14 protein-coding genes are annotated in these 13,177 nt (G+C 59.9%); 3 read left to right on the top strand and 11 right to left on the bottom strand.

Going from position 1 to position 13,177, the window contains the following annotated elements; all coding sequences use genetic code 11:
* Window positions 1–21: 21 nt before the first annotated feature.
* The 4 genes from NTD89_RS08400 to minC form a co-directional block, all read right to left on the bottom strand.
* Entirely contained in the window at window positions 22–657 is a 636-nt protein-coding gene (locus NTD89_RS08400; protein ID WP_106576508.1) for an RluA family pseudouridine synthase, read from the bottom strand.
* A 96-nt stretch (window positions 658–753) separates the two neighbouring features.
* A complete protein-coding gene (gene minE, locus NTD89_RS08395) occupies window positions 754–1,008 on the bottom strand; it encodes a cell division topological specificity factor MinE (RefSeq protein ID WP_003175252.1) in 255 nt (84 codons plus the stop codon).
* A gap of 3 nt (window positions 1,009–1,011) precedes the next feature.
* Window positions 1,012–1,824 (bottom strand): septum site-determining protein MinD, encoded by an 813-nt coding sequence (gene minD, locus NTD89_RS08390; protein WP_003175251.1) that lies wholly within the window; start codon window positions 1,822–1,824, stop codon window positions 1,012–1,014.
* Window positions 1,825–2,023: 199 nt separating this feature from the next.
* Window positions 2,024–2,761, bottom strand: a complete 738-nt coding sequence (minC, locus tag NTD89_RS08385) for a septum site-determining protein MinC (RefSeq protein WP_106576509.1) — start codon at window positions 2,759–2,761, stop codon at window positions 2,024–2,026.
* Between the two features lie 117 nt (window positions 2,762–2,878).
* Here minC and NTD89_RS08380 point away from each other — a divergent pair, with 117 nt between their 5' ends.
* Both NTD89_RS08380 and NTD89_RS08375 read left to right on the top strand, forming a co-directional pair.
* Window positions 2,879–3,814 (top strand): lipid A biosynthesis lauroyl acyltransferase, encoded by a 936-nt coding sequence (locus tag NTD89_RS08380; protein WP_262207083.1) that lies wholly within the window; start codon window positions 2,879–2,881, stop codon window positions 3,812–3,814.
* A gap of 27 nt (window positions 3,815–3,841) precedes the next feature.
* A complete protein-coding gene (locus NTD89_RS08375; RefSeq protein WP_145158795.1) occupies window positions 3,842–4,990 on the top strand; it encodes a patatin-like phospholipase family protein in 1,149 nt (382 codons plus the stop codon).
* Window positions 4,991–5,099: 109 nt separating this feature from the next.
* On the opposite strand, the gene NTD89_RS08370 is transcribed toward NTD89_RS08375, so the two are convergent.
* The 7 genes from NTD89_RS08370 to puuE form a co-directional block, all read right to left on the bottom strand.
* The gene (locus NTD89_RS08370; RefSeq protein ID WP_262207082.1) at window positions 5,100–5,885 is read right to left on the bottom strand and encodes an outer membrane protein OmpK; all 786 of its coding nucleotides are present in this window, start codon (window positions 5,883–5,885) and stop codon (window positions 5,100–5,102) included.
* Between the two features lie 444 nt (window positions 5,886–6,329).
* Complete coding sequence (locus NTD89_RS08365; protein WP_262207080.1) at window positions 6,330–7,673, bottom strand: nucleobase:cation symporter-2 family protein; 1,344 nt, start codon at window positions 7,671–7,673, stop codon at window positions 6,330–6,332.
* A gap of 194 nt (window positions 7,674–7,867) precedes the next feature.
* Window positions 7,868–9,169 (bottom strand): urate hydroxylase PuuD, encoded by a 1,302-nt coding sequence (locus tag NTD89_RS08360; RefSeq protein WP_262207079.1) that lies wholly within the window; start codon window positions 9,167–9,169, stop codon window positions 7,868–7,870.
* A gap of 50 nt (window positions 9,170–9,219) precedes the next feature.
* The gene (locus NTD89_RS08355) at window positions 9,220–9,723 is read right to left on the bottom strand and encodes an ureidoglycolate lyase (protein ID WP_262207078.1); all 504 of its coding nucleotides are present in this window, start codon (window positions 9,721–9,723) and stop codon (window positions 9,220–9,222) included.
* A 126-nt stretch (window positions 9,724–9,849) separates the two neighbouring features.
* Window positions 9,850–10,845, bottom strand: coding sequence for an allantoicase (alc, locus tag NTD89_RS08350; protein WP_242195532.1), 996 nt, complete (start codon window positions 10,843–10,845; stop codon window positions 9,850–9,852).
* A 78-nt stretch (window positions 10,846–10,923) separates the two neighbouring features.
* Window positions 10,924–11,439 (bottom strand): 2-oxo-4-hydroxy-4-carboxy-5-ureidoimidazoline decarboxylase, encoded by a 516-nt coding sequence (uraD, locus tag NTD89_RS08345; RefSeq protein WP_145158786.1) that lies wholly within the window; start codon window positions 11,437–11,439, stop codon window positions 10,924–10,926.
* On the bottom strand, window positions 11,436–12,362 hold the full coding sequence (puuE, locus tag NTD89_RS08340; RefSeq protein ID WP_145158784.1) for an allantoinase PuuE: 927 nt from the start codon (window positions 12,360–12,362) through the stop codon (window positions 11,436–11,438). The genes uraD and puuE overlap by 4 nt, the downstream gene beginning before the upstream one ends.
* Window positions 12,363–12,750: 388 nt before the next feature.
* Here puuE and uraH point away from each other — a divergent pair, with 388 nt between their 5' ends.
* Window positions 12,751–13,104, top strand: coding sequence for a hydroxyisourate hydrolase (gene uraH / locus NTD89_RS08335; protein ID WP_106576519.1), 354 nt, complete (start codon window positions 12,751–12,753; stop codon window positions 13,102–13,104).
* Window positions 13,105–13,177: the final 73 nt, after the last annotated feature.

The following is a 13,177-nucleotide window of genomic DNA, read 5'->3' as shown; positions in this document are numbered from 1 at the left end:
ACATTTGACTGTGTTCGCACCTTAAAAAGGCGCAGGGCACTCGAAGCGCAGCCGCTCGCCGCTTTGCGGGTGGGTGAAGCTCAGCATGCTCGCGTGCAGGCACAGGCGTGGCCAGGCGGCCAGGGCTTGTTCATGGGCGTACAGGCCGTCACCCAACAGTGGATGCCCGATTGACAGCATGTGCACGCGCAATTGATGCGAACGCCCGGTGATCGGTGTCAGCTCGACGCGACACCAGTCGCCGCAACGCTCCAATACCTTCCAGAAGGTCAGCGCGTGTTTGCCGAACTCGTGGTCGACCACATGGCGTGGCTTGGTCGGCGGGTCGTAGCGCAGGGGCAGGTCGATGCTGCCGCTGTCCAGTGCCGGCTGGCCCCACGCCAGGGCGGTGTAGGCTTTTTCGGTTTCGCGGTCGTGAAACTGGCGCGACAGCTCGCGGTGGCTATCGGCGTCGCGTGCAAGCAGGATGATCCCTGAGGTTTCCCAGTCCAGACGATGGACAATGCGGGCTTCGGGGTAGCCGTTTTCCTGCAAGCGGGTGATCAGGCAGTCCTTGTTATCGTCGGCGCGGCCGGGCACCGAGAGCAGCAGGGTCGGCTTGTTCACCACCAGGACAGCGTCGTCCTGGTGCAGGATATGGATAGTGGACAGCGGCATTAAACAGCCTCGTAACAAACGCCAACGGCGGCTCGCCCACCCGGTTCCCCAACAGGGATCAAGGTGACCGAGCCGCCGTGGCGGCCGCCTTTTCGATTAACGATCAGGCAGGGTGATATTGAGTTCCAGAATCGAGCAGCTGCCGTCGTTTTCCAGGGCGACATGCACGTCATCGTTGCCGATATTGACGTACTTGCGGATCACCTCGACCAGTTCCTTCTGCAAGGCTGGCAGGTAGTCCGGGGTACTGCGTTGGCCGCGTTCGTGCGCCACGATGATCTGTAGACGCTCTTTCGCTACCGACGCGGTACTTGGCTTTTTGTTGGCGCGAAAGAAGTCGAGAAATTTCATTGTTTAGTTGCCTCCAAAGATACGCTCGAAGAATCCCTTCTTCTTAACATCGAGGAAGCGATGTTCCACGGTCTTGCCCAGCAAGCGATCAACGGCATCGCTGTACGCCTGGCCGGCGTCGCTCTGGTCGTCAAGAATCACCGGAACGCCCTGGTTGGAAGCCTTCAGGACGGCCTGGGATTCCGGGATCACGCCCAGCAGGGTCACTGCGAGGATTTCCTTCACGTCTTCAACGCCAAGCATTTCGCCGTTGCTGACGCGCTCAGGGTTGTAGCGGGTGAGCAGCAAGTGCTCCTTGATCGGGTCCTGGCCTTCTTCGGCGCGCTTGGACTTGCTGGCCAACAGGCCCAGCATGCGGTCCGAGTCACGTACCGAGGACACTTCCGGGTTGGTCACCACGATGGCTTCATCGGCGAAGTACATCGCCAGGTGAGCACCGGTTTCGATACCGGCCGGCGAGTCACACACCACGTATTCGAAGGTTTCTTTCAGTTCGGCGAGGACTTTGCCTACGCCTTCTTTGGTCAGCGCGTCTTTGTCGCGGGTCTGGCTGGCGGCCAGTACGTACAGGTTCTCAAGGCGCTTGTCCTTGATCAGGGCCTGTTGCAGGTTGGCTTCGCCGTTCACCACGTTGACGAAGTCGTACACCACGCGGCGTTCGCAGCCCATGATCAGGTCGAGGTTACGCAAACCGACGTCGAAGTCGACGATGACTGTCTTGTGGCCGCGCAAAGCGAGGCCGGTACCGATAGCGGCGCTGGTGGTGGTCTTACCCACACCACCCTTGCCGGATGTAACCACGAGAATCTTGGCCAAGGTGTTTCACCCCTAAGGAAAAAGGACTTTTCAGCCCCTGAAAAACATCTCTTGGAACTCGCTGCAGGCGGACAGCCTTTGTAGGAAAAGATGTGGTTTCCCAAGGGGAAACGCCAACTTCGAATATTCCTACGTAAATCTTGCCGGTTTCGCTGTGCTATCAGAGTCTAGAGATGCTTGGAAAATGCGGCAGTATCCGTTAAAGACGGATGATGTTCAACACATCGCCCGACAGGCTGACTTGTACCCCGGCCCCCCATAGCGGATCACGGCGCAAATCTTCTGAAACCTTGTACTGGCCTGCGATGGACACTAGCTCAGCGGTCAACTGCTGGCAAAAAATACGGGCCTTGGTATCACCCTTGATGCCGGCGAGGGCACGTCCGCGCATCGGGCCGTATACATGGATGTTGCCATCGGCAAGAAGTTCCGCACCCGGACTGACGGGAGCGATCACTACCAGGTCGCCGCCCTGGGCGTAAATCTGCTGCCCGCCGCGTACGGGGGAGGTGATGATCTTTGTAGGCTTGACGGTGGGCTCCGGCGGTTTCTCCGGTTTTTTCTTCACTTCACCTTCGCTCGGGTCCAGCGGTCGCTCGCGGGCACCCGACGGTGGCAGTACTGGCAGTTCAATGGCGATTGCCGCAGCGATGTCTTCAATACGGCTGGCGCGAATCGCCAGGGTGCGCAAACCATGCGAGCGGCAAACGCGCATCAGCCCGGGCAAATCAATCGCGCCCTGGCCGGCCGGGAGTTTGTCCAGGGCCAACACCAGCGGGGCATTGTTGAAGAAGTTCGGCGCCAGGGCGACCTTGGCGGCCAGTTGGCGGTCCAGGGCATCGAGGTCATTGCGGGCCAGTTCCAGCACGGTGATGGCGAGCATGCTGCCTTTCAGCTGGAACACGGGATCTTGGTCTAGCGGTTCGGTTTGGCTCATGGTCGGCAAAAGCGGCTTGTCACGAAAAGTGTCGAGACTTATAACGAGAACATCCACGGGCCGCAAGCCGAGTCGAACGTTGTAGAATGCGCGGCCCTGTCTTTACCGGAATCTGTAATGGATCGCCCGCGTTTTCGAGCTGTATTTTTTCACCCGCGTTTTTGGCTGCTATGGCTGGGGCTCGGCCTGCTGTGGCTGATCACCCAGTTGCCATACCGCGCGTTGTTGACCATTGGTCGTTTATTAGGCGCGGGCATGTACCGCGTGGCTGGCGAGCGCCGCCGCATCGCCGCGCGCAACCTGGAACTGTGCTTCCCGGAAAAATCCGCCAAAGCGCGCAAGAAGCTGCTCAAGGAAAATTTCGCTTCCACCGGCATCGCGTTTTTCGAGATGGCCATGAGCTGGTGGTGGTCGCGTCAACGCCTGGCACGCCTGGCCCATGTCGAAGGGCTGGAGCACCTCAAGCAGGCGCAGCTCGATGGCAAGGGTGTGATTCTTATGGCCCTGCACTTCACCACGTTGGAAATCGGCGCGGCGCTGCTCGGCCAGAAACACACCATCGATGGCATGTACCGCGAGCACGGCAACCCGCTGTTCGACTTCGTTCAGCGCCGTGGCCGCGAGCGGCATAACCTCGATTCCCTGGCGGTAGAGCGCGAAGACGTGCGCGGCATGCTCAAGTTGCTGCGCGCCGGCCGCGCCATCTGGTACGCACCGGACCAGGACTACGGCGCCAAGCAAAGTATCTTTGTGCCGCTGTTCGGCATTCAGGCCGCCACCGTCACCGCCACCAGCAAATTTGCCCGCCTGGGCAAGGCGCTGGTGGTGCCGTTCACCCAGGAACGCCTGGCCGATGGCAGTGGTTACCGCCTGGTGATCCACCCGCCGTTGACCGACTTCCCGGGCGAAACCGATGAGCTCGACTGCCTGCGCATCAACCAGTGGGTCGAGGCGTCGGTTCGCGAATGCCCGGAGCAATACCTGTGGACCCATCGGCGTTTCAAGAGCCGGCCACCGGGTGAGCCCAAGCTGTACGAAAAACGCCGTCGATAACGTTTCTGCCCCACATGGAGTGATGCAATGCGCCCAACTGAACCGGTCACAGGCTTGATTCTTTCCGGCGGCGGGGCGCGAGCGGCGTATCAGGTGGGGGTCTTGGCAGCGATTGCCGAATTGCTGCCGCCAGGGGCGCCCAATCCTTTTCCGGTGATCGTCGGCACGTCAGCGGGGGCGATCAATGCGGTGAGTCTTGCCAGCGGCGCGACTGATTTCACTGCTGCCATCGAGCGCCTCACGGCGTTCTGGCAGGGCTTTCGCAGCCATCGGGTGCTGCGCAGCGACTGGCCTGGAGTTATCCGCCAGGCCAGTCGTTTCTTGATCCACAGCTTGCTCGGCCTGGGGGCTCAGGTGCCGGTCGCGTTGCTCGACAGCACACCGCTGCGCGCATTGCTCAACGACAAACTGCACCTGGACGGCATCGATGCGGCCATCCGTAACAACCACCTGCACGCGGTCGCGGTCACCGCTTTCGGCTATGAGTCCGGGCAGGCAGTGACGTTTTATCAGGGCGGCGGCACTATCGATGCGTGGCTGCGCCATCGGCGTATCGGCATGCCCACCCAACTCACGGTTGAACACTTGCTGGCCAGTTCGGCGATCCCCTTGCTGTTTGCTCCGGTCAAACTCGATCAGGAGTATTTCGGCGATGGCGCGGTGCGCCAATCCGCGCCGATCAGCCCGGCCTTGCACCTGGGCGCCAGTCGGGTGCTGGTGGTGGGCGTGAGTGGCAATCCGCGCGGCAATGAGCCTTCCACGCAACGCACCTACACCGGCCAGGAACCCACCCTGGCGCAGATCGGTGGGCACATGCTCAACAGCACGTTCATTGACAGCCTGGAGAGCGATATCGAATTGCTCGAGCGTCTGAACCAGTTCAGCCACGTGTTGCCGGCGGATGCGGCGATTCAGGGCCTGGCCCCGGTGGAGGTGTTGGTGATCGCGCCGAGCCAGCCGATCGACGAGATCGCCGCGCGGCATCGCCAGGAGTTGCCCGCAGCGTTGCGCCTGTTCTTGCGCGGGCCGGGCGCGACCAAAACCAGCGGGGCAGGGGTGCTGAGTTACTTGCTGTTCGAGGCGGGGTATTGCAGCGAGTTGATTGAACTGGGCAGGAAGGATGCGTTGGCCAAGCGCGAGGAATTGTCCAGATTCCTTGGGCTGAACACGATCTGAATGTGGGAGCTGGCTTGCCTGCGATAACGGTGTGTCAGCCAGCACAGGTGGCATAGACAGAGTGCAATCGCAGGCAAGCCAGCTCCCACAGGGGATTGGCGTTGCTCAATCAGAAGTGGTACTTGACCAGGAAGCTCGCCGTGTCCTGGTTGGTCTTGAACGCGCCGGAATCTTCAATCCCGTACTTGTTCTTCCAGTAGTCGTATTCAAAACCCACATACAACTGCTTCTCGCCCCAGTGCAGCGCCTTGCCCAGGTCGTATTTAACCTGCGGGTTGAAGTGCAGGTTGGCGTGGTAAGTGCCACGGGCGTTCTTGTCGTTGTCCACGACCCAGTCCATGAAACCGTCGATCAACACGTTGGAATTGCCCACGGGGATGGTGTAAGACCAGACCGGGGTGATTTGCCATACGCCGTCACCCGGCCGATTGCCTTCGGTCTGGCGCTGATAGAAGTTCAGCTGGAAGTAGTCGAAACCCGGGATGTTCAAGTCAAAACCCGGGCCCAACAGGTACGACTCGTTATCGCCTTCGCCGAACTCGTAAGTGAAGGCCAGCAATACATCTTTGATCGGGCCGAATGACAAGTCTTTGTCGAAAATCTTGCCGAACGACAAACGCGGGCTGAACTCGCCGTAGTAGGTACTTGGGCCGACGTTGCCGTCTTCCTTGCCGTTGTAAAAGATGCGGTCGACGAAAAAGAAGTTGTCGCCGTACTTCCAGGCATCGGCATGTTCAAACGTGACGGTCTGCTGAATCTGCGGGTTGACGGTGAAGTTCTTGCCCCATAGATACGTCAGGCTGTTGTTTTGCCACTGCAACAGATCGCCCGCGACGGCTTGGCCACCGGCCAGCAGGGATCCTGCCAGCATCAGGCCTTTCAACATAGGTTTCATTCGGTTGCTCCCGAGTCAAAGTTTTATGGTTGTTTTTCTACGCAGGCGCTCTGGTGTGGCGCCTTTTGGTTCGCTGAAAAAATCGTCTGTCTGGTCAGCTTTAATGCTTTTAGCAAGAGCTGCGCCAAGGTGTTCAAAAAGCCAAAAAATCCCCGTCGGCTGCACAAACTGCAGTCGAATTCAGGGGGCTTTTGCGCACTTTGGCAGCCACTGCGGGGCCGGGATAAGTTGGCCCTGCAGTCAGCTTTTACATTCGCTGTTTTTTTTTGAGTCGATTCGAGCGGGCGCGGAGAATACTGGCTCCCAGGCCTTGGCTCAAGTGCGCTGTTAGAGAGCGCGAGGGGCAAGAATAGGGCGCGGCGGGTGGCCGGCCCTAGGTGGATGGCGTGCATGTGCGTGTTTCCTGTTGTTTATTATTTTTGTTGTTTTTAAAAACAGGTGGAATCAATGCGTGTGGGCGACAACGGGGCGTTCAGCACCTCCCAGAATGTTGAACAGTACATTCAGCGACAACGCGCTGAGGGTGGCCATGGCAATTCCGCTGTGGGTAATCGGGCTCATCCATAAGGGCAATTGCGCGAAGAACTCCGGACGCACCACCGGGATCAGGCCCATGCCGATGCTCACCGCCACCAGCAACTGGTTGCGCCGGTCGGCGATATCGGCTTCCTGCAGGATCTTGATCCCGGTCGCCGCGACCATGCCGAACATGGCAATTGCCGCGCCGCCGAGTACCGCGGGTGGAATCGAGGCCACCAGAAAGGCGGCTTTGGGCAACAGGCTGAGCACAATCAAAAACGCGCCGGCCATGATCGTCACCGAGCGGCAACGCACGCCCGTCATCTGCACCAGGCCAATGTTCTGCGCGAACGAGGAATGGGTAAACGTATTGAAGAAGCCGGCAAAAAACGATGCGCCGGCATCACACAGCAGGCCACGGCGCAGCATTTTTGGGGTGACATCCTGGCCGGTGATTTTGCCCAGGGCGAGGAACATGCCGGTGGACTCGACAAAGATGATGACCACCACCAGGCACATCGACAGGATCGGCGCCAACTCGAACCTGGGCATGCCGAAATGCAATGGCGTCACCACCTGCACCCACGGCGCCTGCGCCAGGCCGCTGAGGTCAACCATGCCGAGCATGCCGCACAGGCCATAGCCGAGCGCCATGCCGATCAGCACCGAGATGTTCACCCAGAAGCCACGCATGAAGCGGTTGATCAGCAGGATGGTGCCCAGTACCAGTGCGGCAATCGCCAGGTAGACCGGCGAGCCGAACGTGGCGGCGGCGCTGCCTCCACCGGCCCAGTTCACGGCCACCGGAAACAGCGACAGGCCGATGGCGGTGATCACGGTGCCGGTCACCAACGGCGGGAAAAAACGCACCACCTTGGACATGAACGGCGCGATCAGCAGGCCGAAGAACCCGGCGGCAATGGTTGCGCCGAAGATCCCCTGCAAGCCGATACCGGGCATGCCGGCCATCGCCACCATGCTGCCGACGGCGGCAAAACTGGCGCCCATCATCACCGGCATGCGGATGCCCACCGGGCCGATGCCGAACGACTGCACCATGGTGGCGATACCGGCTACCAGCAGGTCGGCGTTGATCAGAAAGGCGATTTCTTCACGGCTCAAACCGGCGGCTTGGCCAATGATCAGGGGCACGGCGACGGCGCCGCCGTACATCAGCAAGACGTGTTGCAGGCCTACCAGAATCAGTTGCAAGAGGGGCAGCCGCACCATGGCGGGCGCGGCAGGAGTCTGCGGTTCTAACTGGGACATGCAACACCTCGAATCTTTTTATTTTTGTGTTGTTTGGCATTCAATTGCCATTTGAAACGCGATCGGTAAACCGGCGCAAATCCCCTGTGGGAGCGGGCTTGCTCGCGAAAGCGGTGTGTCATTCAACTCATCAGTGACTGAACGATCGCATTCGCGAGCAAGCCCGCTCCCACATTTGGATCTGTATCAGGCTGTCAGTTTGTGCGGGCTCCTTGATTGATCCAGGTGCCGATCAGGTCGCGCTCCTGCTGAGTCATCTGGGTGATGTTGCCCAGCGGCATGATCTGGCTGGCCACGGCTTGGGCCTGAATGCGCGGAGCCAATTGCTGAATCTGCTGCGGCGTATCAAACATCACGCCCGCCGGCGCGGTACTGAACAGCGGGCTGGTCGGCTTGGCCGAATGGCACACGGCGCAGCGTTCCTGAATCACCCCATGCACCTTGTCAAAGTCAATCGATGCCTGCGCCGGTGCTGCTTCGGCGGGGGCCGGTGCGGGTGCCGCTGGCGCAGCCGGTTTGAGCCCGCCACCCAGTGCCGTTTCCGGCAGCGGCTGGTACTCGATGGCAGCCGGAGCCTTGGCCACATCCGGAGCCGTCGACACCGGTTTTGGACCGGTCACGTACGCCAGGCAAATCATCGCCAGTGCGCCAACCGGCAAGGTCCACGCGTACTTCTGGCTGTTATGACGGGTGTTGAAGTAGTGCCGTACCAACACGGCTGCCACCGCAATACCGGCCAGGATCAGCCAGTTGTATTGGCTGCCGTAGGTGCTCGGGAAGTGGTTGCTGATCATGATGAACAGCACCGGCAGGGTGAAGTAGTTGTTGTGCCGTGAGCGCAGCAAGCCTTTGGCGGGCAGCGCCGGGTCCGGCGTGCGGTTCTCGGCAATGGCCGCTACCAGTGCACGCTGGGCGGGCATGATGATGCGGAACACGTTGCCGACCATGATAGTGCCGATCACCGCACCCACGTGCAGGTAGGCACCACGCCCGCTGAACACTTTGCTGAAACCGTACGCGGCAGCAATCAACAGCACGAACAGGATCAAACCGAGCAGGGCAGGGCGTTTGCCCAGGGCCGAGTCGCAGAGGAAGGAGTAGATGAACCAGCCGACGAACAGTGAGCCGATGCCCAGCAGTACGCCTTCGGGGCCACTGAGACTGCTGCCCGGGGCCAGCAGGTACAAGGTCGGGTTGGCGTAGAACACCACGCACAGCAGCGCGATGCCGGACATCCAGGTGAAATAGGCTTCCCATTTGAACCAGTGCAGGTTGTCCGGCATGGTCGGCGGGGCCAGTTTGTATTTTTCCAGGTGGTAGATACCGCCACCGTGGATCGCCCACAAGTCACCGGCGAGGCCGTCCTTGGGGTTGACGCGATTGAGGTTGTTTTCCAGCCAGACGAAGTAGAACGAAGCGCCGATCCAGGCGACGCCGGTGATCATGTGAACCCAGCGCACGCTCAGGTTCAGCCATTCCATCAAATGTGCTTCCACAGTCTTTACCTCTCGCCTGTCACTCTGTTGTCGAGTGATCAGACCTTCTCTTATTGGTGGGGGGCGAGGATCAACCGCTCATCCTCTTTGAAAAAATGCTCATCGCAGTTATTGCCGGTGCCACTGCGATCAACCACCAGGAAGTCATCCCGCTTTTCGATCGTCAGCACCGGGTGGTGCCAGACGCCGCGATGGTAATTAATGCCCTGCCTGCCGTTGGTGACGAAGGCGCGGACCAAGCCCGATACAGGTGCATCGCCAAGTGGCGCGACCACGATCAGAAAGGGGTTGCCGAGCAGCGGAATGAAAGCCTGGCTGCCCAGCGGGTGTCTCTCCAGCATGCACACGGTCAGCGGCATGTCCTGCGCGTCGGCGCGGAAGATGCTGATGATCGCGTCGTCTTCAGGCTGCGCGGTTTCTACCGTTGCCAGCTTGTGAAAGCGCATGGTCGACCCGTTGTTGATCATGAAGTGATCGCTGCCGTCGGTTTCGATGACGTCTCCGAAAGGGGCGAAGGCTTCTTTGGTCAGGGGTTCGATCACTAGTGTGCGCATGGCTGTCTCTTATCCGAGTTCTGTGTTGTTTGTTCTATCGCTATCGCGGGCAAGCCCGGCTCCCACATTTTGATTTGCAAATACATTCAAATGTGGGAGCTGGCTTGCCTGCGATGGGCTCACCGCTTATTTAGCTACTTTGCCCAAGACCCGCAGGCGGCTCACGCCACCATCGGGGAACACATTCAGGCGGATGTGAGTGATCGGGCCCAGCGCCTTGATCTGCTCGGCGAAGGTGTGTTCGGCGTGCATTTCCAGCTTCTGCGCCGGCAGCAGTTCGCGCCAGAACAGCGATTGGGTTTCGATCTGACTGTCGGTGCCGCCTTTGACGAACGCGCCCTGGATGGAGCACGTGTCCGGGTAGTTGCCCTTGAAGTGCAGCGTGTCAACGATGATTTTCTCGATCTCGCCAGGGTGACCCAGCGCGACGATGACCCAGTCATTGCCTGGCGTACGACGACGTGCGGTTTCCCAGCCGTCGCCCATGTTGATGCCACGGCCCGGGTTGAGGATGTTGCTCATGCGGCCGAAGTGTTCATCGGAGCAGGCCAGCGCGCGCCCACCGTTCAAGGCTGCGGCCAGGTCGACTTGTTCGTTGTCGCCCACCGACGACCAGTCGCGGAACGGCACGCCATACACGCGCAGACGGGCTACGCCGCCATCCGGGTAGATGTTGAAACGCAGGTGGCTGAACGCCTGGTCGTTGCTGATTTCGTGGTAGTGGTGGCTGTTGCCTTGCAGCTCGACGGCCGACAGCACTTCCACCCACTGGGTGTTTTCATCAGGATCGCCCGAGGCCAGGAAGCACGCCTCCAGGGACGCCGACGGCGGGAAGTTGCCGGTGAAGAATGAAGTGTCGATGTCCACGCCTTTGATCGAGCCGGGTACGCCCAGGCGGATCACCGCGCTGTCGTAGCCTTCGAAGCGCTTGCGGCGCGACTCCCAGCCGTCCATCCACTTGCCGTTGTCATCGAAAACGCCCTCCTTCCACACGGCCGGGGTCGGCTGGAACAGGCGGTTGGCGTCAGCGAACCAGTCATCGGTCACCGAAAGGATCTTGGTGCCCAGACGGGCGTCGGCCAAGTTGACGAACTTCTCGAAAGGTACGGCGTAAGCTTTCATTCTTCTTGTCTGCCTTAAATAAAGTGGCTTGGGATGCTCGCCAGGCCCTGGGCGTCATGAGCGCTCGGGCCAGGTCTGCTAAAGGGTCAGTAATCGGAACAACGCGATTTTGTTGATCTCGGCCAGGGCGCATTTGAACTCGGCTTCCACCGAATTGTGAATGCGCGTTTCGAACGCGGCGAGGATTTGGTGCCGGTTGCTGCCTTTTACCGCCATGATGAAGGGAAACTTGAACTTGGCCTTGTAGGCATCGTTCAGCTCGGTGAAGCGAGAAAACTCCTCGCTCGAGCATTGGTGAATACCGGCGCCAGCCTGTTCATTCGTGCTGGCTTCGGTCAACTGGCCCTGGACGGCAGCTTTGCCCGCCAGGTCCGGGTGAGCGTTGATCAGGGCCAGCTGGCTGGCATGATCGGCGCTCAACAGGATGTCGCTCATGCGCTGGTGCAGGGTTTCGATCTGGTCGATCGATGCGTCCTGGCCCAGGTCGAAGGCCTTTTCGGCCACCCATGGCGAATGTTCGTAGATGTCGGCGAAGGCTGTCACGAATGCATCGCGGCTCAGGCTCGACGGTTTCAAGGTTTGGAACGCAGTCATTTCGCCGCTCCCGTGTACGGGTGGGTTTCGTGCCAGTGGCGGGCAATATCGACGCGTCGGGTGAACCAGACGTGTTCATGGCCCTTGGCGTATTCGATAAAACGCTTGAGGGCGGCGAGGCGCGCCGGGCGGCCGATCAGGCGGCAATGCAGGCCGATGGAAAGCATCTTCGGTGCGTCAGCGCCTTCGGCATACAGCACGTCGAAGGCATCCTTGAGGTACTCGAAAAAGTCATCGCCCTTGTTGAAACCCTGCACCTGGGTAAAGCGCATGTCGTTGGTGTCCAGGGTGTAGGGGATCACCAGGTGCGGCTTGCCGGTGGGGTTGTTGGGTTCCCAGTAGGGCAGGTCGTCGTCATAGGTGTCGCAGTCGTACAGAAAGCCGCCTTCCTCCATCACCAGCCGCCGGGTGTTGGGGCCGGTGCGACCGGTGTACCAGCCCAATGGGCGCTCGCCGGTCAGCTCGGTGAGGATGCGGATGGCTTCGAGCATGTGCTCGCGCTCCTGGGCCTCGTCCATGTACTGGTAGTCGATCCAGCGATAGCCGTGGCTGCAGATCTCATGGCCGGCGGCGACCATTGCGCGGATCACATCCGGGTGGCGCTGGGCGGCCATGGCCACGGCGAAGATGGTCAGCGGGATATCGAATTCTTTGAACAATTTGAGGATGCGCCACACGCCGGCACGGCTGCCGTATTCATACAGCGACTCCATGCTCATGTTGCGCTCGCCTTGCAGCGGCTGGGCCGAGACCATCTCCGAAAGGAATGCCTCGGACTCTTTGTCGCCGTGCAATATGTTGCGCTCGCCGCCTTCTTCGTAGTTGAGTACGAAAGACAGCGCGATGCGTGCCTTGCCCGGCCAGTGGGGGTGAGGAGGGTTACTGCCGTAACCGATCAGGTCGCGTGGGTAGTCAGCGCTCACTGCAGTCTTCCTTCTTGTTCGTCGTAGTAGCGATGAGTGATTGTATACAACTTATCGCCGACTTTGTAAGCCCGCATTTCTGCATTTTTTCTCAACGGCGCGCACTCAAGCTACTGCAAGAAACCTGCCTGACTGGTCAGCTAAACGCTAAAAAGTTTTTCGCGGATGTCCAGCGGTAGGCGCTGGCTGGCCGGCGATCGCCTCAGTGGGTTTTATCAGGTGCAACGCGGTGGTCGGCGAACCGGTGGCTGCGAGGTGCGGGATATTTGTTGAATTTATTGTGTACAATTTTTTTAGAAAGTGTCTTAATCAGCCATCGCCGGCTTTTTCACTGCCCTGAAAGAGTGCGGATCACTTTTCTACTGCCTACGGGAGGCGCAAAGACGCCATGGGACGCTTGACCACACACGTTTTGGACGCCGCACATGGCTGCCCCGGCAGCGCGATCAAGGTTGAACTGTACCGCGTCGAAGGCGCGCAACTGGAGCTGGTCGCCACCGCCGTGACCAACAGCGACGGCCGTTGCGACGCGCCGTTGCTGCAAGGTGACGATTACCGCAGCGGTGTGTACCAGGTGCAATTCAGTGCCGGCGATTATTACCGGGCCCGCGGTGTGCAGCTTCCCGAACCGGCTTTCCTGGATGTGGTGGTGCTGCGTTTTGGCATCAGCGCCGAACAGGACCATTACCATGTGCCCCTGCTGATTTCGCCTTACAGCTACTCCACCTATCGCGGTAGCTGAGCGTCACCTCGCTTCACACCCCCAAAGCTCTTCGTTGGTTTTTCGCCCGCCCACACTGCGGGCTTTTTTTTGC

It is taken from the genome of Pseudomonas sp. 14P_5.3_Bac1, from assembly GCF_025466135.1.
Lineage (GTDB): Bacteria > Pseudomonadota > Gammaproteobacteria > Pseudomonadales > Pseudomonadaceae > Aquipseudomonas.
The sequence above is the reverse complement of the archived record's forward strand: the minus strand, read 5'-3'. Positions and strand labels throughout refer to the sequence as shown.

What these genes read in the sequence shown, in the direction of transcription:
- NTD89_RS08365 (WP_262207080.1), bottom strand. Translation starts at nt 7,673, where the DNA reads ATGTCCCAGTTAGAACCGCAGACTCCTGCCGCGCCCGCCATGGTGCGG.
- NTD89_RS08370 (WP_262207082.1), bottom strand. Translation starts at nt 5,885, where the DNA reads ATGAAACCTATGTTGAAAGGCCTGATGCTGGCAGGATCCCTGCTGGCC.
- minE (WP_003175252.1), bottom strand. Translation starts at nt 1,008, where the DNA reads ATGAAATTTCTCGACTTCTTTCGCGCCAACAAAAAGCCAAGTACCGCG.
- alc (WP_242195532.1), bottom strand. Translation starts at nt 10,845, where the DNA reads ATGAAAGCTTACGCCGTACCTTTCGAGAAGTTCGTCAACTTGGCCGAC.
- NTD89_RS08400 (WP_106576508.1), bottom strand. Translation starts at nt 657, where the DNA reads ATGCCGCTGTCCACTATCCATATCCTGCACCAGGACGACGCTGTCCTG.
- uraH (WP_106576519.1), top strand. Translation starts at nt 12,751, where the DNA reads ATGGGACGCTTGACCACACACGTTTTGGACGCCGCACATGGCTGCCCC.
- minC (WP_106576509.1), bottom strand. Translation starts at nt 2,761, where the DNA reads ATGAGCCAAACCGAACCGCTAGACCAAGATCCCGTGTTCCAGCTGAAA.
- NTD89_RS08355 (WP_262207078.1), bottom strand. Translation starts at nt 9,723, where the DNA reads ATGCGCACACTAGTGATCGAACCCCTGACCAAAGAAGCCTTCGCCCCT.
- NTD89_RS08375 (WP_145158795.1), top strand. Translation starts at nt 3,842, where the DNA reads ATGCGCCCAACTGAACCGGTCACAGGCTTGATTCTTTCCGGCGGCGGG.
- uraD (WP_145158786.1), bottom strand. Translation starts at nt 11,439, where the DNA reads ATGACTGCGTTCCAAACCTTGAAACCGTCGAGCCTGAGCCGCGATGCA.
- NTD89_RS08380 (WP_262207083.1), top strand. Translation starts at nt 2,879, where the DNA reads ATGGATCGCCCGCGTTTTCGAGCTGTATTTTTTCACCCGCGTTTTTGG.